The following is a 24,092-nucleotide window of genomic DNA, read 5'->3' on the forward strand; positions in this document are numbered from 1 at the left end:
CCCAGCTCCGCCACCCTCGTGACCTCCGTCTCGCCGGCGGCCAGCCAGACCTGGAGCTGGACCTACAACACCGGCCGGCGGGTCGCCACGGCGACGGGACCTGAGGGCGAAACCGCCAGCTACGTCTATGACGCGCGTGGCGACATCACCCAAACCACGCTCGCGCCCAAGACCGGCGGGACGGAAGCGAACCTGGTGACCAGCGCGGTCTATCCGTCGACCTGCTCCAACCCGGTGACCTGCAACCTGCCGACCTCGACCACGGACGCGGCGGGCAACGTCACGGACTATACGTGGAGCAGCACCCACGGGGGGCTTCTGACCGTCACCGCCCCGGCGCCGACCTCGGGCGCGACGCGGCCGCAGACCCGCTACACCTATGCGCCGCAGACGGCGTACTACAAGAACAGCAGCGGCGTGATCGCCGCCGCCCCCTCGGCTGTCACCCTTCTGACCCAGGTCTCCGCCTGCACCGTGGGGACCAGCTGCATCGGCACCAAGGACGAGATCCGCACCACGATCGGCTATGGCTCGACCGGCGTGGCCAACAACCTGCTGCCCGCCAGCGCCAGTCGAGGGTCGGGCGCTAACCCGTCGATGGCCGTCACGGCCATGACCTATACGCCGGAAGGCGATACCGCGACGGTGGACGGGCCGCTCCCTGGTTCGGGCGATACGACGATGTATCGCTATGACGGCCGTCGCCGTCGCATCGGCGTAGTCGGCCCGGATCCCGACGCCGGCGGCGCGAATCTCAACCGAGCCCAGCGCCTGACGTACAACGACTGGAGCCAGGTGACCCTGAGCGAGATGGGGACAACTCCGGGTTATACTGACACTAACTGGGCCAGCTTCGTCCCGCTGGTTCGCAGCGCCACGACGTATGACCCCCAAGGCAGGCCTGTGCTCGCCAGTCAGCAATCGGGGGCCGGCGCCACAGTCGCCGTGCAGCAAGTGTCCTACGACGCCGCAGGCCGGCCCGACTGCATAGTCGAGCGCATGAATCCGGCGGCTTGGGCTTCCCTGCCGGCGTCGGCCTGCACAGCGACGACTGCCGGAAGCCATGGGCCCGACCGAATCACCCGCATGACCTACGACGCCGCTGGTCGGCCGTTGTCCACGACGACCGCGTATGGCCTGACCGGGCTCGCCGCCACCACCAGCCTGACCTATGGCGCAAATGGCCAAGTCGCCTCGCTGACCGATCCTAATAGCAACGTTTCGATCCAGCAGTATGATGGCTTCGGCCGCCCCACCGTCCTGCGTTATCCGAATCCGTCAGGCGGCGGAACCTCGACAACTGACTATGAGCAGGTCTCCTATGATGCCTCCGGCCGGCTGGTCGCCAGCCGCAATCGGGCGGGCGTGGTGACCAGCTACACCTATGACGCCCTCGGCCGGATGACGATGATCGATGCGCCTTCCGGGACGCAGGACGTCCACTATCGCTACGATTTGCTGGGCCGTCCGACCTCGATCAGCAAGATCGGCATTCTGCCGATCGTCTGCGATGCGGACACCACCTGCCAGACCTGGGACGCCCTGTCGCGGTTGACCCATGAGACGGGCGGGCTGGGGGCGATGAACTATGTCTACGACGAGCGGGGCATGATGACCCGGATCAACTGGCCGGACAGCTTCTACGCCGTCTATGATCGCGATGTGTACGGCGCTGTGACGGCGATCCGCGAGAACGGCGCCGCCTCCGGGACCGGAGTGCTGGCGACCTATGCCTACAACAACCTCGGACAGCGGACCGGGATCACCCGTGGCGACGGGACGACCACGGCCTACGGTTATGACGCCGCCGGGCGCATGACGAGCCTGAGCCACAACATGGCCGGGTCCGCGGCCGACGTGGCCTTCACCTACACCTGGAACCCGGCCGGCCAGATCGCTAGCCGCACTGTGTCAAACGCGGCCTACGTCTATGCGCCGACCAGCGGTTCGACCAGCTATGTGAATAACGGTCTGAACCAGGTGACCTCCGTGGGCGGAACCGCCGTCACCTATAACGGGAACAAGAGCATCGCGACGGCCTTGGGGAACAGCTACGGCTATGACCATGCGAACCGGCTGACGTCGGGCACGATCGGAGGGACGGCCTACACCTTCGCCTACGATCCCCAAGGGCGTCTGTACTCCGGCGCGGGGTCACGCTTCCTGTACGCCGGCGCCCAGTTGGCCGGCGAGTTCAACAGTTCGGGCGCGTTGACGACACGCCATGTGCCGGGGCCGGATCTGGATCAGCCCGTGGCGAGCTATTCCGGCGGCTCCCGCGTTCAGCAGATCGCCGACGAGCGGGGTTCGATAGTCGGGGTCGCGGAGGCCGGCGGGTCCGTGAGCATCAACCGTTACGATGAGTACGGCGTGCCCGACGCCGCGAACCGCTTCCAGTACACGGGCCAAGCTTGGATGGCGCCAGGGCTCTACAACTACCGGGCCCGGGCCTATGCGCCGCAGCTAGGCCGGTTCCTGCAGCCGGACCCGATCGGGTATCAGGCCGGAGCAAATATGTACGGCTACGTGGGAGGCGACCCGATCAACCGTGTTGATCCGTTCGGGCTCGACGGCAAGCATATAAGCGAATCCGAGTGCTACAAACGTGGCGGCTATGTCGTGGTCACCAAGAGCGACTCCGTTGATCATAATGAGTGTCACTTTCCCACAGTCTTCCCAGGTGGTCCCGGTGGTCCCGGTGGTCCCGGTGGGGGAGGCGGGGGAGGCGGGGGAGGTGGAGAGTCACCGGAAGACCCGTGCGGTGGCGTTTTGACCTCTGATCCCGTTCCCAATCCGAGATTGGCGCCGCCAGCCGGGAGGGGGGGGAATCCCGATTTCGGCACCCGGGGCGGCAGGCACGGAGGCTTGGACATCTACAACCCTCCCGGCTCTCCGGTATTCGCGACGGGCAGCGGAACCGTCGTGCGGGCCGACTATGGCGATGCGAATGGCTTTGGTGGGCAAGTCGTCATCGATCATGGTGGCGGCGTCTTTACCCAGTCCGGTCATATGTATTCGCTTATCGCCGTAGGGACTTCAGTCAGGGCCGGGACGGAGATCGGCCTTACGGCGGCGCCCGGGGCAAGAGGCTCGGGCAATTTGCAGCCAGGGATGACGCCCCATGTACATTTCGAAGTCCGGATGGGATCAAAACTTGCACGGAGCCAAGGCGGTAGAGTAATCGATCCAAAACTCTGCCTCCCCGGGATTTGAGACGCCGGCAGGGAGAGTGTGAGAAGGTTTTCCGATGACAAGGACTAGCGCCATATTGATGGCGGCGTTCGCAATAAGCGGGTGCGCCTCCTCCGTTCCCGCGGACGCCGCATTTAATGAATGGCAAGTCTATGAGCTCGGGACAAGCCGTCCGCCGCCGAGCTCTTACGCCTTGGACGGAAATGAAGAGTATTGCGTTCCTTGGCCGCTGTCCGAATGCGTCTACAGGCGTGATAACCTGTCCCTCGCTTATCACGACGGCATTTTGATTTCGAAGGAGGCGCTCACGAGGGGCCTTCAAAGATCAAACCCGCTCATTGAGAGGCTGGCGGCGGCTGGCGGCAGGGACAGAGTGATTGAGGTCTTGAAGGAGTACGCTCCGCACGGGGAGCCGGCCTGCTACGATATTGGAACAGCGGTGTATCCCTGCGGCGTTCTGCTGAACGATGATCCTTCCGAGTATTTCGAAGCAAGCTTCTCGAGCGAATGGGAGCTGCTCTCAATCAAATTCAACAAGCCGGATGCGCTATGAAACGGTCGTCTGTATATTTCAGTAGGGTGGGTAAAGGCTTGGCCCTGCTTTTGGTGATCGGCACTTCCGTCGGCGTGTCAGCCAGCAAGGTTCAGGACGAGGATTGGTGGGTCCTCAGCGCAGGAGATGCCGCGGGAAACGTCTACCTCGTTGACGGGATACCTAAATTGGAGATGGGGGCGGCAGTCAGCTACCACACCCACTTTTTCTATAAGGTTTCAGTGAACGGTGTCAGAAGCGCGCAGATCGAATATTACGTAAACTGCGAAGAACAAACTATTAGAGAAGCCCGATATGTGGATTATGACGACCGGAGGGAGCCAATTTACAGCGGCGACAACTATGATGTGAATTCGGCCTACAAACCTCGCGCCGGAACGATTGGCGATGAACTGATCATGTTCTCCTGTGCGAGCGAGGACGAGAGACTGCAAAAGTATCCCAGGATCGACATGGGAGCCGACAAATGGGCGCTGGGAGAGTCGTTGCTTTCTGTATCCGCAGTGTCTTCCTGAACGTGTTGGACGGGTAGATCCGGATTTCATCGGCGGTCGAGTGGGGCAACTCCGGCTTCGTCCAAGCGCAGCTTGTTCAAAGTGGATGACGAGCCGGTGCTGGTCGGGGTCGTCCGAGGCGGTGCCGCTGAACTCTCTGCCCCTGAGAAATATTACCTGCCGACAGATGACACGCATGAACATTCTCCCTTGGCAGCCGCCCCGATCTGCGCCTAGGGTGACCCGCAAAGATTGTAGGGAGTATGCATGGGAAAGTTGATCAAGGCGTTCGGCGGACCCCTCCTCACAACTTGGGCCCTCGCCCAGGCGGGCGCCGCTCACGCCCAGATCGGTCTCGCCGATCCGCAGGGCTCCGGTCCCATCGTCGGGGCGGTGCAGTGGCTGCAGGGGACGCTTCTGGGCACGGTCGCCACCGTGGTGGCGGTGATCGCCGTGGCCAGCGTGGGCCTGCTGATGCTGACCGGCCGGATCAACTGGCGCTACGGCGGGGTGGTCATCCTGGGCTGTTTCATCCTGTTCGGCGCGGTGAGCATCGTCGCCGGCATCCGGTCGACAGCCGGCCTGGCCGGCTAGCGTCTTGGACCAGCTGGAACGCTCTCCCCTGTTCACGGCCCTGACGCGACCGCAGATGTTCGCGGGCGTCACCTACAACTACTTCGTGATCAACGCCGTCGTCGCGGCCGAGCTGTTTCTGATCTTCCGCTCGGTCTGGGTGCTGCCGGTCGCCCTGGTTCTCCACGGGGTCGGCGTGCTGCTCTGTCTGCGGGAGCCCCGGCTGATCGACCTCTGGCTGATGCGGATCGGCCAATGTCCGCGCGTGCGGAACCACGACATCTGGCGATGCAACTCCTACCGACCCTGAGCCGGGGGGCTCAAACCGTAAGACGCGAACAGGCCGCGGGCGTCCATCTGCCGTATGCGCGGCATGTCGACGACCATACGCTCGAGACCCGCGACGGCCTGTTGCTGCAGACGATCCGGCTGCGCGGCCTCCTGTTCGAGACCGCCGACACGGGGGAGCTCAACTATCGCAAGACCCTGCGCGACGCCATGCTGCGGGCCATCGGCTCGTCGCGTTTCGCCCTCTACCACCACGTCGTCCGGCGGCGCGTGGAGATCGATCAGCAGGCGGCCTGGCCGGACGCATTCTCGCAGACGCTAGGAGACCGATGGGCGGACCGGCTCGCGACGAAGGCGCTGTTCGTCAACGATCTCTATCTGACGCTGATCCGCCGTCCGCTGCAGGGACGGATCGGCGCCGCCGACCGGCTCCGCGAATGGTTCGTTCGCGCCGGAGAGGAGGCGGACGCCGCCCGGTCCTCGGAACTGGCTCAGCTGGATGCGGGGCGGGACGCCCTGATCGCGGCCCTCGGCGACTATGCGCCCCGCCTTCTCGGGGTCTACGAGACCCCCACCGGCGTCTGCTCCGAGCCGCTGGAGTTCCTGTCCGAGCTCTACAACGGCGAACAGCGGGCCGTGCTGCTGCCGCATCAGGATCTCGGGGCCTACCTGCCGTACCGGCGGGTCAGTTTCGGTCAGGAAGCGGTGGAGCTCTCCGCCGTCGGCCACCTGCCGCGCGGCTTTCTGGGTCTGGTCTCGATCAAGGATTATCCGGCCTGGAGCGCGCCGGGCATGTTCGACGACCTTCTCCGCCTGCCGTTCGAACTCACCATCACCCAGTCGTTCGCCTTCGTGGAGCGGCAGGCCGCGCTGGACCGGATGAATCTCGCCCTGCGCCGCATGCGCTCGGCCGAGGACGAGGCCCTCTCCCTGCGCGGCGAACTGGCCCAGGCCAAGGACGATGTCGCGGCCGGGCGCGCGGGATACGGCGAGCATCACATGACCATCGCCGTGCGCGGGGACACCCCGGGCGAGGTCGACGCCGCGGTGGCGGAGGTGACGGCCAGTCTCGCCGACATGGGCATCGTCGCCGTCCGGGAAGACATCGCGCTGGAGCCGGCCTTCTGGGCGCAGTTTCCAGCGAACTTCAAATATATCGCCCGTCGCGGCCTTGTTTCGACGAACAATTTCGCCGGCCTGGCCAGCGCGCACAATTTCCCGATGGGGGCGGCGACCGGCTCCCATTGGGGGAACGCCATCACCTTGCTGGAGACCACGGCCGCGGGGCCGTATTTCTTCAACTTCCACCAGGGCGACCTCGGCAATTTCACGGTGATCGGTCCCTCGGGGTCGGGCAAGACGGTCGTGCTCAACTTCCTGCTCGCCCAGGCCCGCAGGCTGTCCCCGCGCATCATCTTCTTCGACAAGGATCGCGGCGCGGAGCTCTTCATCCGCGCCATCGGCGGACGCTATGACCTGCTCCGACCGGGCGAGGCCTCCGGACTCAATCCGCTGCAGCTGGACGACACACCGGCCAATCGGGGGTTTCTGGTCGACTGGCTGAGCCAGCTTGCGGGCGGGGCCGACGTCAACGATCTCGCCCGGATCAGGGATGCGATCAGCGCGAATTTCGACCAGCCCGTCGAGCACCGCCGGTTGAGGCACCTGGTCGAACTGTTCCGCGGCGACCAGCGTCCCCACGCCGGGGACCTCTGGTCGCGGCTGCGTCCGTGGTGGGGAGACGGCGAAAGGGCGTGGCTGTTCGACAATCCCGCGGATCTCACGGATCTGTCGGTGGAGACCGTGGGCTTCGACATGACCGTGCTGCTCGACGACCCCGCCGTGCGCACCCCGGCGATGATGTACCTCTTCCATCGCGTGGAGGAGCGCCTGGACGGCTCGCCGGCGATCATCGTCGTCGACGAAGGGTGGAAGGCGCTGGACGACGACGTCTTCGTCCGCCGCATCAAGGACTGGGAAAAGACCATCCGCAAGCGCAACGGCATCGTCGGCTTTGCGACCCAGAGCGCCCAGGACGCCCTCGAGAGCCGGATCGCCAGCGCGATCATCGAGCAGGCCGCGACCCAGATCTTCATGGTCAACGCGAAGGCGCGAACCGAGGACTATGTCCAGGGCTTCGGACTCACGCCCCACGAACTGGACCTGATCCGCACCCTGCCGGACAGCGCGCACTGCTTCCTCATCAAGCGGGGTGGAGAGAGCGTCGTCGCCCGTCTGGACCTGTCCGGAGAGGGCGATGTCCTGACCATCCTCTCGGGCCGCGAACGCACCGTCCGCCTGCTCGACGAAATCCGGGCGTCGGTCGGCGACGATCCGGCGGACTGGATGTCCCCCTTGCTGGAGCGGGCGTGATGGCGACCTGTCCGGCGCTCGCCACCGGCGACACGTTTCTGTCGACCTTGTTGCGGCACATCGACTGTCAGGGACAGACGATCGGAGCGGCGGGCTATCAGGCCATGGCCGACCCGGGTTCGCCGCTGGCCCTCGTGCTGACGGCCCTGCTGACGATCTTCGTCGCCATATTCGGCCTGCGCATGATGCTGGGCGGGACGCCGACCCTGCGCGACGGTGTGATGGCCGTAGCCAAGGTGGGCGTGGTGCTGACGATAGCCACCAGTTGGCCGGCCTACCGGACAGTCGTCTACGACGTGATCGTTCAGGGGCCCGCGCAGTTGAGCGCCATCATCGGCGGCAGCGCCAGGCTGCCCGGCGCTGATGGGAACCTGGTCGGACGCCTGCAGGCCGCCGACGTCTCGATAAGCCGCCTGATCAATCTGGGGACGGGGCGTAACGACGTGACCGCCCTGACGCCTCCCGGCGCCAACATTCAGGGCGAGCCGCCCCAGCGCACGCCGATCGCGGACGACCCCGCCTTCGGAGCCGCGCGTGTCGTATTTCTGTCGAGCACGGTGGCGGCGTTCGCGGTCGTGCGGCTGACGGCCGGGATTCTCCTGGCCTTGGCGCCGCTGGTCGCCGGGCTGCTGCTGTTTGGGATGACGCGCGGCATTGTCGTCGGCTGGGCGCGAGCCCTGGTGTTCGTGATGCTGAGCTCGACCGTCGTGACGATCCTGCTCGGCGTTCAACTGGCGCTGTTCGAACCGTGGCTGGCGCAGGTGCTCAGCCTGCGCCAGGCCAGAATGATCACGGCGGCGGCGCCCGTCGAACTGCTGATCATGTGTCTCGCTTTCGCCCTCGCGCTGGCAGGATCGCTGGCGCTGATCATGGCCCTCGCCTTTGCGGTCAACATTCCGTTCGTCCGCAGCACGGCGGCCGCCGCCACGTCTATTCCGTCGTCCGAGCCGGTCCCGGCGCCCTCGACCTCGCCCGAGGCCGAGCGTCCCGCCCCTCGCGCTCTGGCAGTCGCCGACGCCCTCGCCGCATCCCTGCGCCGGGAACAATCATACCAGACGCAAACCGCGTCCCCCCTCACTGCGGGAGCCGAGCCGGGACGCGCCCGGACGCCGGATGTCACCGGGGACTTCACCGTTCCTGCCCTGGGTCAGAGCCTGCGCCGGACACGGCCGCGGAAATCCCTTGGGGCTGCTCTTCGGGACCGCCGTTCATGAAAAAAGTCAGTCGCGAAGCGCTCAACGCCTACTACCGCGAAGCCGGAAGCTGGGCCACGGACCAGATCAGTGCGCTCCGAAGAGCGAGCCGGATCGCCTGGATCGTCGCGGCGGCCGCAGTCTTGGTCGCCGTCGCCGAGGCGATCGCCCTGATCACGCTCATGCCCCTGAAGACGGTCGTGCCCTATACGCTGATGGTCGATCGGACCACGGGCTTCGTCCAGGCGCTCAAGCCCCTCGACCCGGGCCAGATCACGCCGGATCGGTCCTTGGTCCAGTCGATGCTCGTCCAGTACGTCATCGCGCGCGAAAGCTTCGATATCGCGACGTTGCAGGCCAGTTATGAGAAGGTCGGCCTCTGGTCCGCGGACCGGGCCCGCAGCGACTATCTCACCCTCATGCAGGCCTCGAACCTCGACGGGCCGCTGACGCTCTATCCGAGAAGCTCGATCGTCGAAACGCGGGTCAAGAGCGTGTCGCCGCTGGACGGGCAGTCGGCCCTCGTGCGTTTCGACACCGTCAGGCGGGACGAAGGCGGACAGCATCAGCCGGCCCGGCCGTGGGTCGCGATCGTCCAGTATCGTTTCTCGGGCGAACCGATGTCCGCCGAGGACCGGTTCCTCAACCCGCTCGGCTTTCAGGTGCTGAGCTACAGGCGCGATCCCGAAGCTCTGGCGGCTGCCGATCCGGTGGTTTCGCTGGACCCCTATCCGATCGATGAGTCCGGATCCGTGATGGTCCAGGGCGAAGCCGTGGCGGAGGGAACGCCATGAAACGCCTGGTCCTTCTTCTGTTGCTGTCGGGCGCGCCGGCGCTGGCCCAGACACCGCCGGCTCCGGAGGTCGATCCCAGGCTGCGAACGATCCAGTACGACGCCGGCCAGATTTTTCGCCTGAGGGTGGCGACGGGTTACCAGTCGACCATCATCTTCGACGCCGAGGAACGGGTGGAAAATGTCGGCATCGGCGACAGCGACGGCTGGCAGGTGACGCTCAACAGTCGGGGTGACGCTCTCTTCCTCAAGCCGCTGAGGCCGAACAGCGCCACGAACATGACCGTCATTACCGACACGAGGGTCTATAATTTCGAACTGTCGTCGGCTCATGGCCCCGGGGCCGACACGCCGTTCACCGTGCGATTCCTGCATCCCGGCGCGGCCGTCTCCAGCGAGCCGGCCGCCGCCCCCCAACCCGTCGGGCGCTACCGCTTGCGGGGCGCCCAGGCGCTCCGCCCCGTCGCCATCAGTGACGACGGCGTACGCACCTCCATCGAATGGCGCGCCCAGCAGGCGATCCCGGCGGTCTTCGCCATCGATGAACGGGGCGACGAGATGCTGGTGGAGGGGCATATGCGCGAAGGAATCTATGTGATCGACGCCGTGCATCAAACGCTGCTGTTCCGACTGGACCGGCAGACGGCGCGCGCCAGCCGCAACCGCGTCAGGCCCCGGGGATGACGGCCGCCGCCAATGGCCCTCGTCCCCAGGGTGGGGCTGAAGCGGACATCCGCCCCGTGGTCGTCAGGCGGCGCAGTCCTCCGCCCGTCTGGCTGCTGTCGGGGCTCGTGATACTGGGCGGCGTTCTGCTGTTCGGCGTTCTCGACGGTCAGCGACGCGACATGACCGCGCCGTCGACCCAGGTCCGGAACGTGGATCAGGTGAGCCTGCCGTCGGCCCTGCCGCCGCTCTACCTGCCTCCGCTCCCGCCGCCGCCGCCGCCGCCTCCGGATGCTCTGGTCGCGCTGGTCGCTCCCGCCCCGGTCGCCCCGCAGAGTTACGCGCCGCCGGCGCCGGCGCCCCCTCCATTGCCCAACTATCCGGCGCCGAGCTTCGCGCCCTCGGCCCCGGCGGCGGCGATGCCGGTGCAGAGTGGGGGAACCGGGGCGGTTCTGGTGATCGATACGACGACGTCGTCGCGCGAGGAGGGCGGGGCCGCTGCCGAAGGCGACAGTCCGGTCCGCGCGACCCGGTTACGCCGCCGGTCCATGACGGTGCCGCAGGGTACGCTGATCCCCGCGGTCCTGGAGACCGCGCTCGACTCCACGCGACCGGGCCATGTCAGGGCCATCGTGTCCCGCGACGTCACCGGCTTCGACGGCGCCCAGGTCCTGATCCCGCGGGGCACCCGGCTGTTCGGCGAGTATCAGTCGGACATGGCTCCCGGTCAGAACCGCGCCCTGGTGCAATGGACGCGCCTGGTGCGGCCCGACGGGGTGTCCGTCGCGATCGCTTCTCCCGCCGCGGACCTGCAGGGGCGGGCGGGGGTTCAGGGGCGGGTCGACAATCATTTCCTGGAACGGTTCGGTGGAGCGCTTCTGCAGTCGATCCTGAATGTCGGGAGCACCCTGGCGACCCAGAGCATCGGCGGCGACGCGCCGGTGATCGTCGCCTCGACGGGGGCGGCGGCGTTCCCGAACGGGTCGACGGGCGGATCGCGCGGGCAGGCGACGCTCAGGGTGGAGGCCGGAGCCAGGGTCGCAGTCATCGTCACGCGCGATCTGGAATTCTCGTCCGGTGAGGCCCGGCGATGACCGCCGTCCTTCAAGAACAGGTCTATCTGCGAAGTTACCTGGCGCCGTTCGCCGACATCCTCGGCCGCGACGATGTGACGGACGTCTATGTCAACGCGCCCGAGGAATGCTGGGCGGAGACCCTCGGCGGCGGGATCGAGCGTCACAGGATAGCCGGACTGGACGCAACCGCCCTGACCCGGCTGGCCCGACAGGTTGCGGCCCATGCCCACCAGGGCATCAGTCGCGAGCATCCGATCCTTTCGGCGGCTCTGCCGGGCGGCGAGCGGGTGCAGATCATCGTTTCTCCAGCCACCCGGGGCGGCACGGTCCTGGCGATCCGCAAGCACGTCTCTCCGGATCTCAGGCTGGCCGATTATGTGGCGGGGGGCGCCTTCGAAGGCGCGCATCTGGGCGGGTCGCGGCGCGAGACCGCCCTGGACGCCCAGCTGCGAGAAAAGCTGCGAGCAGGCGACATCGCCGGTCTTCTCGGCGCAGCCGTAAGAGGCCGCCGGAACATCCTGATCTCCGGAGGCACTTCGACGGGGAAGACGACCTTCCTCAACGCCCTGATCCGCGAAATCCCGCAGGAGGAACGGCTGGTCTTCATTGAAGACACGCCCGAACTTCAACTGCACCATCCCAACGCGGTCGGTCTGATCGCCCCGCGCAGCCCCCTCGGCGAAGCCCTGGTCACGGCCGAGGATCTGCTGAACGCCTCGCTTCGCATGCGGCCGGACAGGATAATCCTCGGCGAGCTGCGCGGGCTCGAGGCCTATACCTTCCTGCGCGCCGTGAACACCGGCCATCCGGGGTCGATGACCACCGTCCATGCCGACAGTCCCGAGCGGGCGATCGAGCAGATCGCGTTGCTGGTCCTGCAGGGCGGAACGACCCTGCGTCGGGAAGACGTCACGCACTATATCCGTTCGACGATCGACGTGTTCGTTCAGCTGTCCCGCAAGGCCGGGCGGCGCAGTGTTTCAGAGATTGCGTTGAGACACGAGACGTGAACGCCGTGTGCCGGGTCTCACGTCTGGCGCACGGCCATCGCCGCCCATGATCTCCGCGCATCGGCTTCCGGCGAGGCGGGAGCGGCGCGCAAGCGTCGTCAGTTGCGGTTCAGCGAGGAAGGCCGGATGCGCACCCGGCCGCCGTCCACGACGGATTGCCCGGGATGCAGGATCACCTGTTCACCCGGTCTCAGTCCCGCACGCACGTCGGCCATCTCCCCATTGCTCTGGGCAAGCTCGACCCGCTGCAGGCGCGCCCTCCCGCCTTCGACCTTGAACACCGCCCAATGGCCCCGGTCCCGAAACAGGGCAGCGACGGGCGTCCTGACCACCGCTTCGGCCCTCCAGACGGTGATCGCCGCCTCGACCCGGTAGCCATGGCCGACCGCCGCCCAGGCCGCCGGTGGATCGACGGGGTCGATGATCACCTTGACCCGTTGCTCCTCGACACCGAGCGCCGAGACCTTGAGGAAGCCATAGGGTTCGACCAGCCGGACCCGGCCGCGGACCGGGGCGCCGTCGCCCCAGGCGTCGATCACGACCGGCGCGCCCACGGCGATCCGGGCCGCGTCGCTCGAGAGCAATTCGGCCACGACCTCGATTTCGCGTGGATCGCCGATCTCCATGACCGGCGCGCCCTGGAGCACGGCGCTTTCGCTCTCCTGAAGGACGCGCAGAACCCGGCCCGCCGCGGGCGCACGGATGGTCACCGACCGCCTGCTTGCGCCGGTCGCGCCCGGCTCGATCAGGCCGACGCGGGCCGCCTCGAGGTTCGCCTGCCGGACGCCGATAGCGGCCCGGGCGTTGTCGACCGCGGCCACGGCGGTGCGGACGTCGAGACGGGCGCGATCGAGGGCGCTCCGCGATGCGACATCGGCGGCGAACAGGGTTTCGGTCCGTTGGGCCTCGATACGGGCGTGGGCCAGCTGCGCCTCCGCCCGCTCCAGCTCGGCATGGGCGAGCTCGACCGCGGCGGCGGCGGAGCGGACGGCGGCCTGGATTTCCTGACGGGAGCGCTCATCGACCAAGACGGGAGGCCCCGGCTGGATGATCGCGATCACCGCCCCCGCCTCCACCCGCTCGCCGGCGCGGTTGCCGATCCGCAGCAACCGGCCGGAGACGGGCGCCGAAACCACATAGATGTCGCGGATCCGCGTGCGCGCCTCGTCCCTGACCGCAACCGTCAGCGGCCCGCGGTCGATCTGGCCGACGTCCACCAGGACCGGGCGCGGACGGAAGGCGAAGACCAGAAGCGCCACCAGCGCCAGGCTGGCCGCAGCCCAGAAGAGCGTCCGGAATTTGATGTTGAACCGGTTGATCATCATGGCGCTACTCTCCGGTCTTCAGGGCTTCGCCGAGGTCAAGCCGGTCGATCTGACGCCGCACCATCAGGCTCGATACAACCGTCACGGCCAGCACCACCGCCCCGGCCAGGCCGAAGGTCGCCGGGGAAACGGCGAACGGCAGCCGGAACAGGTCCGAACTCATGGCGTGGCTGAGATACCAGGCGAGGAGGGCCCCCGCCGCCGCGCCGAGCGGAAGGGCCAGGAGCGTCAGGAAGGCCACCTCGCCCAGCAGGATGTACGACACCTCCGCCCGTGAGAAGCCGAGCACCCGCAGGGAGGCCAGCTCGCGCCGCCGTTCGGCGAAGGAAATGCGTACGGTGTTGTAGACCACGCCCGAGGCGATCAGCCCGGCGAAGAAGACATAGATCAGGATGGCCCGGCCGAGGTTCTCGTCGAGCATGGCGGCCAGACGGGTGACGGCTTCCGCCTGCAGGCCCACGCCGACGACGGCGGGCATCTCCTTGAGGCGGGCGTAGAGGCCCGCCGTCCGGTCGGAGTCGACAGTCAGCCAGGCGCCGGACACCTGCGCGCCCTCTTGAAGCGCCCGGTTCAGGTCCTCGATACGCATCCGGGCGCCGGACCCGACGTAGCTGGTGGTGATCGCCGACACGGGAACCGCGAGTCGCGGCCGGCGGCCTTCCGTGACCTGCACCTCAACGGTGTCGCCGGGCTGGACCGAGAGTGTGGCGGCCAGATCGCCGGACAGCACAAGGCCGCCGGGAGAGGGAGAGACCGTCCGGTTCCGGTCGTCGACCATTCGCGAGAGGGTCGCGTCCTGTGGGGCGCCTGTGATCACGGCGCGTTCCTCCCGGGCGCCGTGTCGCAGACGGACGGCGACGACACGGAAGGGCTCCGCGGCCAGCACGCCGCGCTCGCCCGCGAGGCTGAACAGGGCCGCGCGCGGGCGGGACTCGACAAAATTGACCGATACGTCGTGGGGGTTCGACACGTTGAAGCTGGAATCGATCATCACCTCGATGCCGTCCATCATCGACAGGGTGCCGATCAGGAGCGCGCCGGAGGCCGCGATCCCGGCCACCGTCAGGGCCGCCCGCCACGGCCAGCGGACGATCTGGCGCAGGATCATCCGCGATTGCTGATCAAGGACTTTCAACCGGGTGATGCGGGCGCCGGCCGCTCTGGAATAGTCGGGCGGGGGCGCCGGCGTCATCGCCTCTGCGGGATTCAGCACCGCCGCGCGCCGCACCGCCAGCACCGCCCCGGCCATGACGGTGGTCATGGCTACGCCGACGACGACGGCGTAGTCGGACGGGTCGGCCTGGAACAGCAGGAACGGAAAGCGGTAGTACTCCATGTACAGGCCGGCCATCACCTGCCCCAGCCAGATTCCCGCCGCGCCGCCGATCAGCACCCCCGCCGCGGCGATGACGGCGACGAGCTTGAGGTAATGCGCGACGACGTCGCGATCCCGGTAGCCGAAAGCCTTGAGCAGGCCGATGCCCGCGCGCTGCACGGCGATCAGCCGAGAAATCACGACGTTGACCAGGAAGGCCGCCACCAGCAGGAAGACGGGCGGCAGCACCCGGCCCATGGTCGTCAACTGATCGATCTCGCTGGAGAGGAAGGCGTCGGAAATCTGGTCGGCGCGGCCGTAAGCTCCCGGCGCCCCGTAGGGCTCCAGGAGGCGATCGAGGTCGGCGATCACGGCCGCTTCCGAAGCATCCCGCGACAAGCGCACCACCGCCTCGTTGAAGGCTTCATCCTGATCGACCGCCTGCGCCAGGGCGCTGCGCCGCATCCACAGCACGCCGAAAAGGCGGTCGTCGGGAACGAACTGACCCGGACCGATGGCGTAGACATGTTCGGGCGACAGGGCGACGCCAACGACGGTCAACACGCGCCGCCCTCCACGGATCGTCACCGGCGCGCGGTCGCCAATCTCGAGCCGGTGGGCGTCGGCGAAGGCCTTCAAGACTACGGCTTCGTCGCGCTGGCCGGGAGTCGGCAGCCGGCCGCGGACCAGGTGCAGCCGATTGACCGCCGGCTCCCCCTCGTCCGGCAACGACAGGACCTCGCCGGTGGCGGGCGCGCTCATTCCCTCCATGGCGAACAGCGCCGGCGCCCTGATGCGCGCCGCCGCCGCCTGGACGCCCTCGATGGCGCGAATGTCATCGAGCAGGCGCTGCGGCGCCCGGACCGTCGGCGCCCAGACGTCGGCGAAAAGGTTGCGCTCGTAATAGGCCCGTCGGGTCTCCTGCAGCGAACTGAGCATGCCTGCGGCGAGCAGATGGACCGCAACGCCCCCCGCGACCACGAAGGCGATGGCGAGGGCCTGGAACTTCATGCGCCAGAGCTCCCGCACCAACTTGCGGTCCAGCGCGCCCATCCAGGCCGGCATCGGCGTCACCACGAGATGTCCCGCGGCTGACGCCGGGTGCGGTTCTCTCTCACCTCGCGCACGCGCCCGTCGGCGAACAGCACGACCCGGTCCGCGATGGCGGCGATGGCGACGTTGTGGGTGATCAACAGCGTGGTGGCACCGAGGGTGTCATTGACGGTCTTGAGGGCCTCCAGCACCCGCACGCCGGTGGTCGAATCCAGCGCCCCGGTTGGTTCGTCGCAGAGCAGCACGGACGGCTGCTTGGCCACGGCGCGGGCGATCGCCACCCGTTGCTGTTCCCCGCCCGACAGCTGGGCCGGAAAGTGATCCAGACGGTTTTCCAGGCCGACCATGGCGAGGGCGTCCTCCGGCCTCAGCGGGGCCTCGGCGATCTCGGTGACGAGGGCGACATTCTCGCGCGCGGTCAGGCTGGGCATGAGGTTGTAGAATTGGAAGACGAACCCGACGTGGCGGCGACGATACTCGGTCAGCTGCGCCTGACTCGCCCGGCTGATGTCTTCGCCCCGGAACAGCACCTGTCCGCTGGTGGGCGTGTCCAGCCCGCCGAGGATGTTGAGAAAGGTCGATTTGCCGCTGCCCGACGCGCCCAGCACCACGACCATCTCGCCGTCGGGCAGGTCGAGGTCGACGCCGCGCAGGGCGTGCACCGCCGCGGGGCCGGAGCCATACACCCTGGTCACGGCCCTGGCGCGGAAGCAGGGCCAGGATGACGTGGCCGCAACCGGCCCCGGCCCGACGCGGGGCATAGGTCCACCTTGCGCGGCGGGCGGTGAAATCCGGTTCACTGTCTGATCCAGCTGGGCATGGCGGCGCGGGTCCGGGGACGGTCCGCGCAGAATGCCAGCAGCCAGAAATTCGCCCGTGATCTGGATCAAGCGCCCGGCGCGGCCTTGACCGGGATCAACGCCCGCGGGCACGCACGATCTAGCCTGTCCGCCACCTCGACGCGCAGGGTACGGCGCAGCAGTGGAGCGGCGATGTCCCCGGAGTCTTCGTTCACCGGTCTGGATGCGGCGGAGGCGGCGCGCCGGCTTGAGCAGGACGGTCCCAATCTGCTGACCGCGGACCGGACCCGGCCCCTCCGGGCGATCGTCGCGGCGGCGTTGCGTGAGCCGATGTTCCTGCTGCTCGCCGCGGCCGCGGCCCTCTATACGGCGCTCGGCGACCGGGCCGAAGGCGTTCTGCTGGGCGCGGCCGGACTGGCCACCATAGGTCTGGTGGTCGCGCAGGAGGCTCGCAGCGAGGCCGCGCTCAAGGCGCTGCGCCGGATGGCCGATCCGGTTGTCCGGGTGATCCGAGAGGGGCGGACCCTGGCCGTCCCGGCGCGGGAGCTCGTTCGGGGCGATCTGGTTCTGATCGCCGAGGGCCAGCGAATTCCGGCCGATGGCGTTCTGATCGGACCCGAGGTGCTCCAGATCGACGAGTCGGCGCTGACCGGAGAGTCCGCGCCCGTCGTCCGCACCGGCGCAGGCGCGACGCAGTCCGGGATCTCGCAACAGGTCTTCGCCGGGACGCTCGCGGTCGCGGGACAGGGCGTGGTCCGGATCACCGCGACCGGATCCGGGACCGCGCTGGGCCGTATCGGCGCCTCCCTGGCGGCCATCGACCGGGACCGGACGCCGCTGCAGCGATCCACCGGCCGCGTCGTGGTCTGGATCGGCGGGATGGCGCTGATCTTCGCCGCGGTCGTCGCCGCCGCCTACGGGCTGCTCCGGGACCTGTGGATCGAAGGCGCCCTGGCCGGCATCACCATCGCCATCGCCCTGATTCCGGAAGAATTCCCGGTCGTCCTGTCTGTCTTCCTTTCGCTCGGCGCCTGGCGGCTGGCGCAGCATCGGGTGCTGGTGCGCCGGGCCGCCGCGATCGAGGCCCTGGGCGGCGCCACCGTCCTCTGCGTCGACAAGACCGGCACCCTGACCGAGAACCGCATGGGAGTCGCGGCGGTCTGGTCCCCAGACGACGAAGGAGCCCCTGACGACGATCCCGGGCCATCGCTGCGCGCGGTGCTGGAGGCGGCGATCCTCGCGAGCAGCCCCCGGCCGACCGATCCGATGGACATGGCCCTGACGGCCCTGCGTGGGCCTGTGTGCCCGGGTCGGCCCGAACAGGTCTGGCCCTTGGCGCCCCAGCGCCTCGCGGTTGTGCAAACCTGGCGGACCGCGGGTAAGCGGCGCACCGCGGCGAAGGGCTCGCCCGAAGCCGTGTTCGCCCTGTGCAGGCTGGACCCCGATCAGGCCGCCGCCGCGCGATCCGCCCTCGACCGCCTCGCCTCGAGCGGCCTGCGGGTTCTCGCCGTGGCGGAGGCCAGCCATGATGAGGCCGTCGCGGCCCCCGAGGCGCTCGACTTCGTCTTCCGGGGTCTGGTCGGCTTCCTCGATCCCGTCGCCTCCGACGTGCCGGCGGCTCTCGAGCTCGCCCGAAGCGCCGGCATCGATGTGGCCATGGTCACGGGGGACTATCCGGCCACGGCGCTGAAGATCGCCGGCGACGCCGGCATCGACGTCTCGGGGGGGCTGATGACCGGCGCGGAGATCGCCGCGCTTGACGAGGGCGCGCTGGCGGAGCGCCTGCGGACGGTGCGGGTCTTCGCCCGGGTGCAGCCGGTGCAGAAGCTGGCCCTGGTCCGGGCGTTCAAGGCCAATGGCGAGGTGACGGCCATGACCGGAGACGGGGTCAATGACGCCCCCGCGCTGGAGGCCGCCGACATCGGCGTCGCCATGGGCGGCCGGGGCACAGACGTGGCGCGGGAGGCGGCCGATCTGGTCCTGCTGGACGACCGCTTCGGTTCGATCCTCGGCGCGGTGCGGCTGGGTCGCCGGATATTCACCAACCTGCGCCGGGCGCTGATCTACATCACGGCGATCCATGTGCCGATCGCCGGCCTCGCCCTGCTGCCGATCCTCCTCGGCGCGCCGCCGTTTCTGTTTCCGGTCCACGTGGTGCTGCTCGAACTGGTGATCGATCCGGTCTGCGCCCTGGTCTTCGAGGCCGAACCCAGCGAGCCGGACGCGATGCGGCGCCGCCCGCGACCGCCGGGCGCGCGCCTCTTCGGGATCGGGGAACTGGCGGCGGGCCTGGGTCAAGGTCTGATGATCCTGGCGGCGGTTCTCTGGCTCTACCTCTGGCTTCTGCCGCAGGCCGGAGAAGCCGGAGCCCGCGGCGCGGCCTATGTGGCGCTTGCGGTGGGCAATCTGGCGCTGGCCATGGCCAACGCGGCCTCGGCCGGCGTCGGCCTCTTCAGTCCACATCGGCGTCTGTTCTGGAGCATCGCCGCAGGACTGACGGCGGTCCTTCTCGCCGGTCTCTACCTGCCGTCGGTCGCCGACCTCTTTCGTTTCAGCGCCCCGCACCCGATGCATCTGGCGCTGGCGATCGGCTGCGGCCTGCTGGCGGGAGGATGGAGCGGCGCGGTTCGCCTGGTCAGGCGACAGCTCCTGCGTGACACGCCCTGACCGCGGTGCGGCGGCCAGGGCCGATGCTGATCCTGTCTTCGGCGTGCGCTACGGTCGGCCCAGCTCTTTCGCCAGGGCGACAAGCACCGCCCGCTTTGCGGGCGGGAGCCGGCCGGTGATCCTGGCGATCTGGAGCACGACACGGGTCTCCGGCTCTTCGGCGGCGACGCCGTCGAACCCATCGCCGATCAGGGTGCTCAAGGGCGTCTCGAGCGCATGGGCGATCAGGACGAGCCGGCCGAACGGGACCGCCACTTCGCCCGTCTCATAGCGCTGGATCAACTGATGCCCGCCGCCGACGAGCGCGGCCAGTTCAGCCAGCGTCAGGCCCTTGGCCGAGCGAGCCAGGGCGATGCGCTGGCCCAGCAGCCGGTTGTTCCGCGCTTCTGCCGCTCCGTCGGATTTGCGCTTGATGGTCATATGTTGCGGCGTCCCCGTCTTTTGGACTAGCGCGGCCGCAACGCAGATTTGTGTCGTTTCGCGGAAGGTTTGCCGGCGCCGGCAAGGTTCAGGGGGTGAAGCCCAGCGGCCCCAGAAGCCAGACCAGCCAGACGCCGATCGCCAGAAATACGCCGAACGGCAGACGGTCCGCGCCGGAGACCCGGCCCCTCGTCAGAAGGCGTGCGGCGACGACGCTCAGCCCGGCGAGGGCGGCCCAGAGCAGGACGCTGGGCAGGCCGATCCATCCGGTCCATGCGCCGCCGCCGGCGAGAAGAAACGGGTCGCCGCCGCCCAGGCCCTCGCGGCCCCGGATATGGCGGTAGGCGCGACCGACAAGCCAGAGACCGCCGAAACCGACCGCCGCGCCGGCCAGGGAGTCCACGACCGACAACCGGTCCAGAATCGCGGCGGCCAGGAGCCCGGTTCCGAACAGGGGAAGGGTCAGCTGGTCCGGGAGCCAGAAATGTTCGCCGTCGACTACCGCGATCAACAGCAGCTGCCACCCGAGCAGGGCCGTGAGCAGGGCCGCGGCCAGCGATGGCTGGCTCAGGGCCGCGCAGGCCCCGATGGCCGCGCAACCCGCCTCCATGGCGGGATACCGCACGGGGATGGCCGCCCCGCAGGCGGTGCATCGGCCGCGGGAGACTGCATAACTCAGCAAGGGGATCAGCCGCCATGGGCCCAGCGGACGCTCGCATCCGCGACAGCGGGACCGCCCGCCCACGAAACCCTCGCCCTCGGGGAGGCGCAGGCTGACGAGGCCGAGAAAGCTTCCGGCCAGTATTCCCACGCCGCCGAGCGCGACGGCCGGAAGCGCCGACCCTGTGTCGAAGTCCATCGAGGTCCCCCGAAGTGTCACACCCGGTTTCGGGTCGTTCAGACACGCCCCTGGCCGCCGGCTCTACCGCTGGATTGTGACGATCCCGCCGTACCGGGACGGTGTTTCACCGAACGGCCAAGACAACTTCACAGAGGTGCGCCGCAACCGTCACGGTTCAGCGGCCACGGTGTCACAACCGCCTTCTATCGAGAGCCCGGGCAGGGGGGCGAGTTCGCCGCGACGGGACCGCGTGTCCGGTCGTCCTGCCGATTGATCCTTTGGACCAGACACGGTGGAAACGATGACCGGCCTTCGACTGAAAACCCTGCTCGCGATCTCCGCCAGCGCCATGATCCTCGCCGCCTGCGGTTCGGCCGAGGTCGCCTCGCCCGGCGAGGGTGATTTCGGCGGCGGCACGGGCGGCGGCGGCGGCCCGACGCCCCTTCCTCCCGGGACGCCCGCGCCCGATTGCCCGAGCGGCTTCGCCAACGTCGGCCTCGTCGCCAACAACACCCTGCGCGTATGTCAGCTGCCGCAGCAGATCGTCGGCGCCCTGACGGTGCCGCTGCGCGCCGGCACCATCTATTCGATCAGCGGCCGCACCGAGGTCGGAACGGACCGGGGCATCGACCCCGCCGCGCCCACGCCGGGCAGCGCCCAGGGCATCCTGACCATCGAGGCCGGCGTGCGCATCTTCGCCTCGGGCGGCTCGGACTATCTGCTGGTCAACCGCGGCTCGCAGATCTTCGCCGAGGGCACCGCCACCCAGCCCATCGTCTTCACCAGCCGCCAGAACGTCGAGGGCACGACCACCGAGACCTCGCAGGGTCAGTGGGGCGGTCTGGTCATCGCCGGCCGGGCGCCCCAGGCCAACTGCCAGTTGACCGCGCCGGTGACCTGCACCGGCACGGTCGAGGGCACCAGCGCCTTCTACGGCGGCAATACGCCGACCGATAACTCCGGCCGCATCCGCTATGTGCAGATCAGGTACTCCGGCTTCGAGATCTCGCCCGGCAACGAACTGCAGGGCCTGACCATGGCCGGCGTCGGCTCGGGCACCACGGTCGACCATGTCCAGATCCACAACAGCTCGGACGACGGCATCGAAATCTTCGGCGGCCATGTGAACCTGCGCCATCTGGTCATCACCGGCGCCGACGACGATGGCCTGGACACCGACACCGGCTGGCGTGGCGGCGCCCAGTTCGGCATCGTCACCCAGCGCCCGCCGAACGCGACCAGCCGCAGCGCCGGTTTCGAGTTCTCGTCGGCTCCGGCCTCGACGCCGCTGGCCTCGCGTTATGTGTCCCAGCCGAAGATCGCCAACTTCACCCTCGTCGGCCGCAACTCGCCGACCAACGCCCACACCGTCGCCCACTTCGACACGGGTACGGACGCGACGGTGATCAACTCGGTATTCACGAGCGTGGCCGGGTCCCAGGCCGGCTGCCTCGACATCGCCGACGCCGACACCGAGACCAGCCTGCCGACCTTCACCTCGGTCTACATGTCGTGCGGCATCTCATATCGCCCGGCCAACGCCGCCCGGTCGCAGGCGGTCTTCACCGCCGGGAGCAACAACACCCCGGCCGGAACCTCGACCCTGACCGCCCCGGCTTCGGGCGCCAGCCTGAGCAACCAGGTGCTGACCTTCATCAACGGCGCCAACGAGACGGCGGTCGCCCCCGCCAACGCCCCGGCGGTCTATCCGTTCTTCACGGCCACGACCTACGTCGGCGCCGTCCAGAACGCCTCCGACACCTGGTGGCAGGGCTGGACGTGCGGCCTGACGTCCGGCGCGACCTGCTGACGACGGATGCGCGGCGGCGGCTCCAGCGAGCCGCCGCCGGCTTTCGCCCCGTCCGTTGAAACTCTCCAAGGCGCAGATCATGAAGACCGCTTACCTGACCCTGACCGGGCTCCTGCTGGCCACCAGCGCGCTGATCGCGCCCGGGGTCGCCGCCGCCCAGACCCCGACCGCGCTGCCCGCGCCCGACCCGACCACGGAGATTGAAGAGGTCGTGGTGCTCGGACGGTACATCCCCGAACCCAATCGCGAGAGTTCGGAGGTCGCCGCCTTCCTCACGCAGGAAGACCTGGATCGCACCGGCGATTCCAACGCCGCGGCCGCCCTCACGCGGGTGACCGGGCTGACGATCGTGGAAGGGCGGTTCATCTATGTCCGCGGCCTGGGCGAGCGGTATTCCTCCGCCCTGCTCAACGGCTCGCCGTTGCCCAGCCCGGAACCGCTGCAGCGCGTCGTGCCGCTGGACCTGTTCCCGGCCAGCATTCTTGAGAGCGTGACGGTCCAGAAGACCTATTCCTCCGACTTTCCTGGCGAGTTCGGCGGCGGGGTCATCGATCTGCGCACTGTCGATGCCCCCCGGGAATCCTTCTTCAGTTTCTCGGCCTCGGTCGGCGGCGACACCGAAACCACCAACGAGGAAAGCCTGATCTACTACGGCTCGCGCACGGACTTCACCGGTTTCGACGATGGCACACGCGACGTGCCGGGCGAGATCGCCCTGGCCTTCAGGTCGGGCCGGCAGATCAACCGCGCGAACTTCTCGACCGACGAGCTTCAGGTGATGGGCCAGTCGCTGGTCAACGCGCCCCTGCGCCTGCTGCAGCGCGAGACGACGCCGGTGAATTTCGGGTTCGACCTCGCGGGGGGGCTGTCCAGCGACAGCAGCATCGGCACCCTGGGCCTGATCGGCGTCGCCGGCTACAGCAACAACTGGAGCACCCGCCGGGGCTTCCAGGAAGAGGGGCAGTTCTCGGGCGACGTGATTGTCCCGGTGACCAGCAAGGCCTTCGAGTCCAATCAGAACGACCTGCAGCTGAACCTGCTGGCCGGTCTGTCGCTGACCAACCCGGACCACGAGCTGAAGTGGACCAACCTCTACGTCCGAAGCACCACCAAGGAGGCCCGCACCAGCGCCGGACCGGACCTCAGCGCCGGCGGCGCGGTCTTGCGGGACGACTACACCGAGTGGTTCGTGCGGCAGCTGCTGTCCAGCCAGCTGGCGGGGGAACACCTGTTCATGGACGGGGCGCTGGAGTTCGACTGGCGCGCCGCCTGGGCCCGCACGTCGCGGGACGCGCCCTACGAGTCGCGCTTCCAGTACGGCGTCAACGCCGACGGCGACTACATCCACAATCCGTCGAACCTCATCTCGTTCAGTGAACTGGACGAGGACGTGATCTCCGGCGGCGCCGACGTCAGCTACACCCTGCCGCTTTCCGAAGCCCGGGAGGCCGTGTTCAGCCTCGGGCTCGCGTATGCGGACACGACGCGGGAGGCGACCCGGTACGATCTTCAACTGGCCGCGGTCAGCGGGCTGACGGATGAACAGCGCGAGTCCCGCATCGACTTCCTGTTCTCCGACTTCAACATCAACCCGACCACGATCGAGCTGCGCCAGGTTTCGGGCACCAACGGCGCGGGCGCCTATGACGCCGG

Annotated in this window: 19 protein-coding genes; 14 read left to right on the plus strand and 5 right to left on the minus strand. The window is 68.3% G+C overall.

Features of this window, described 5'->3' with window-relative positions:
• Positions 1 to 18 precede the first annotated feature (18 nt).
• The 11 genes from VGD32_RS01885 (at position 19) to virB11 (ending at position 12,208) form a co-directional block, all read left to right on the plus strand.
• Positions 19 to 3,213 carry an RHS repeat-associated core domain-containing protein gene (locus VGD32_RS01885; protein WP_331030209.1) on the plus strand — a complete coding sequence of 1,065 codons (3,195 nt, stop codon included), beginning with the start codon at positions 19 to 21 and terminating at the stop codon, positions 3,211 to 3,213.
• A 58-nt stretch (positions 3,214 to 3,271) separates the two neighbouring features.
• The gene (locus tag VGD32_RS01890; RefSeq protein ID WP_331030210.1) at positions 3,272 to 3,745 is read left to right on the plus strand and encodes a hypothetical protein; all 474 of its coding nucleotides are present in this window, start codon (positions 3,272 to 3,274) and stop codon (positions 3,743 to 3,745) included.
• A 38-nt stretch (positions 3,746 to 3,783) separates the two neighbouring features.
• Positions 3,784 to 4,260: a hypothetical protein gene (locus VGD32_RS01895; protein ID WP_331030211.1), complete on the plus strand. Its 477-nt coding sequence runs from the start codon at positions 3,784 to 3,786 to the stop codon at positions 4,258 to 4,260.
• 246 nt (positions 4,261 to 4,506) lie between these two features.
• On the plus strand, positions 4,507 to 4,833 hold the full coding sequence (locus VGD32_RS01900) for a TrbC/VirB2 family protein (RefSeq protein WP_331030212.1): 327 nt from the start codon (positions 4,507 to 4,509) through the stop codon (positions 4,831 to 4,833).
• A gap of 4 nt (positions 4,834 to 4,837) precedes the next feature.
• Entirely contained in the window at positions 4,838 to 5,122 is a 285-nt protein-coding gene (locus tag VGD32_RS01905; protein ID WP_331030213.1) for a type IV secretion system protein VirB3, read from the plus strand.
• Entirely contained in the window at positions 5,101 to 7,473 is a 2,373-nt protein-coding gene (locus VGD32_RS01910; RefSeq protein ID WP_331030214.1) for a VirB4 family type IV secretion/conjugal transfer ATPase, read from the plus strand. The genes VGD32_RS01905 and VGD32_RS01910 overlap by 22 nt, the downstream gene beginning before the upstream one ends.
• Positions 7,473 to 8,687 carry a type IV secretion system protein gene (locus VGD32_RS01915; RefSeq protein WP_331030215.1) on the plus strand — a complete coding sequence of 405 codons (1,215 nt, stop codon included), beginning with the start codon at positions 7,473 to 7,475 and terminating at the stop codon, positions 8,685 to 8,687. Before VGD32_RS01910 ends, VGD32_RS01915 begins: the two co-directional genes overlap by 1 nt.
• Positions 8,684 to 9,460 (plus strand): type IV secretion system protein, encoded by a 777-nt coding sequence (locus VGD32_RS01920; RefSeq protein ID WP_331030216.1) that lies wholly within the window; start codon positions 8,684 to 8,686, stop codon positions 9,458 to 9,460. Before VGD32_RS01915 ends, VGD32_RS01920 begins: the two co-directional genes overlap by 4 nt.
• The gene (locus VGD32_RS01925; protein WP_331030217.1) at positions 9,457 to 10,143 is read left to right on the plus strand and encodes a TrbG/VirB9 family P-type conjugative transfer protein; all 687 of its coding nucleotides are present in this window, start codon (positions 9,457 to 9,459) and stop codon (positions 10,141 to 10,143) included. Before VGD32_RS01920 ends, VGD32_RS01925 begins: the two co-directional genes overlap by 4 nt.
• A 56-nt stretch (positions 10,144 to 10,199) precedes the next feature.
• Positions 10,200 to 11,216, plus strand: a complete 1,017-nt coding sequence (locus VGD32_RS01930) for a TrbI/VirB10 family protein (RefSeq protein WP_331030218.1) — start codon at positions 10,200 to 10,202, stop codon at positions 11,214 to 11,216.
• A complete protein-coding gene (virB11, locus tag VGD32_RS01935) occupies positions 11,213 to 12,208 on the plus strand; it encodes a P-type DNA transfer ATPase VirB11 (RefSeq protein ID WP_331030219.1) in 996 nt (331 codons plus the stop codon). The genes VGD32_RS01930 and virB11 overlap by 4 nt, the downstream gene beginning before the upstream one ends.
• 98 nt (positions 12,209 to 12,306) lie before the next feature.
• Here the strand turns inward: virB11 and VGD32_RS01940 are convergent, their stop codons facing one another.
• The 3 genes from VGD32_RS01940 to VGD32_RS01950 are packed head-to-tail and all read right to left on the minus strand — an operon-like array spanning position 12,307 to position 16,596.
• Positions 12,307 to 13,533 (minus strand): efflux RND transporter periplasmic adaptor subunit, encoded by a 1,227-nt coding sequence (locus VGD32_RS01940; protein ID WP_331030220.1) that lies wholly within the window; start codon positions 13,531 to 13,533, stop codon positions 12,307 to 12,309.
• Between the two features lie 4 nt (positions 13,534 to 13,537).
• Positions 13,538 to 15,913 (minus strand): ABC transporter permease, encoded by a 2,376-nt coding sequence (locus tag VGD32_RS01945; RefSeq protein ID WP_331030227.1) that lies wholly within the window; start codon positions 15,911 to 15,913, stop codon positions 13,538 to 13,540.
• A gap of 5 nt (positions 15,914 to 15,918) precedes the next feature.
• Positions 15,919 to 16,596: an ABC transporter ATP-binding protein gene (locus VGD32_RS01950; RefSeq protein WP_331030221.1), complete on the minus strand. Its 678-nt coding sequence runs from the start codon at positions 16,594 to 16,596 to the stop codon at positions 15,919 to 15,921.
• A 297-nt stretch (positions 16,597 to 16,893) separates the two neighbouring features.
• On the opposite strand from VGD32_RS01950, the gene VGD32_RS01955 reads away from it, so the two are divergent.
• Entirely contained in the window at positions 16,894 to 19,368 is a 2,475-nt protein-coding gene (locus VGD32_RS01955) for a cation-translocating P-type ATPase (RefSeq protein WP_331030222.1), read from the plus strand.
• A gap of 48 nt (positions 19,369 to 19,416) precedes the next feature.
• Here the strand turns inward: VGD32_RS01955 and VGD32_RS01960 are convergent, their stop codons facing one another.
• Together VGD32_RS01960 and VGD32_RS01965 are read right to left on the minus strand one after the other, a co-directional pair.
• A complete protein-coding gene (locus tag VGD32_RS01960) occupies positions 19,417 to 19,788 on the minus strand; it encodes a helix-turn-helix transcriptional regulator (protein WP_331030223.1) in 372 nt (123 codons plus the stop codon).
• Positions 19,789 to 19,876: 88 nt separating this feature from the next.
• Positions 19,877 to 20,647, minus strand: coding sequence for an A24 family peptidase (locus tag VGD32_RS01965; protein WP_331030224.1), 771 nt, complete (start codon positions 20,645 to 20,647; stop codon positions 19,877 to 19,879).
• Between the two features lie 283 nt (positions 20,648 to 20,930).
• Here VGD32_RS01965 and VGD32_RS01970 point away from each other — a divergent pair, with 283 nt between their 5' ends.
• Together VGD32_RS01970 and VGD32_RS01975 are read left to right on the plus strand one after the other, a co-directional pair.
• Positions 20,931 to 22,439, plus strand: a complete 1,509-nt coding sequence (locus tag VGD32_RS01970) for a hypothetical protein (RefSeq protein WP_331030225.1) — start codon at positions 20,931 to 20,933, stop codon at positions 22,437 to 22,439.
• A gap of 79 nt (positions 22,440 to 22,518) precedes the next feature.
• The coding region (locus VGD32_RS01975; protein ID WP_331030226.1) for a TonB-dependent receptor plug domain-containing protein at positions 22,519 to 24,092 on the plus strand (1,574 nt) is incomplete at its 3' end.

The organism is Brevundimonas sp., assembly GCF_036402095.1.
Classification (GTDB): domain Bacteria; phylum Pseudomonadota; class Alphaproteobacteria; order Caulobacterales; family Caulobacteraceae; genus Brevundimonas.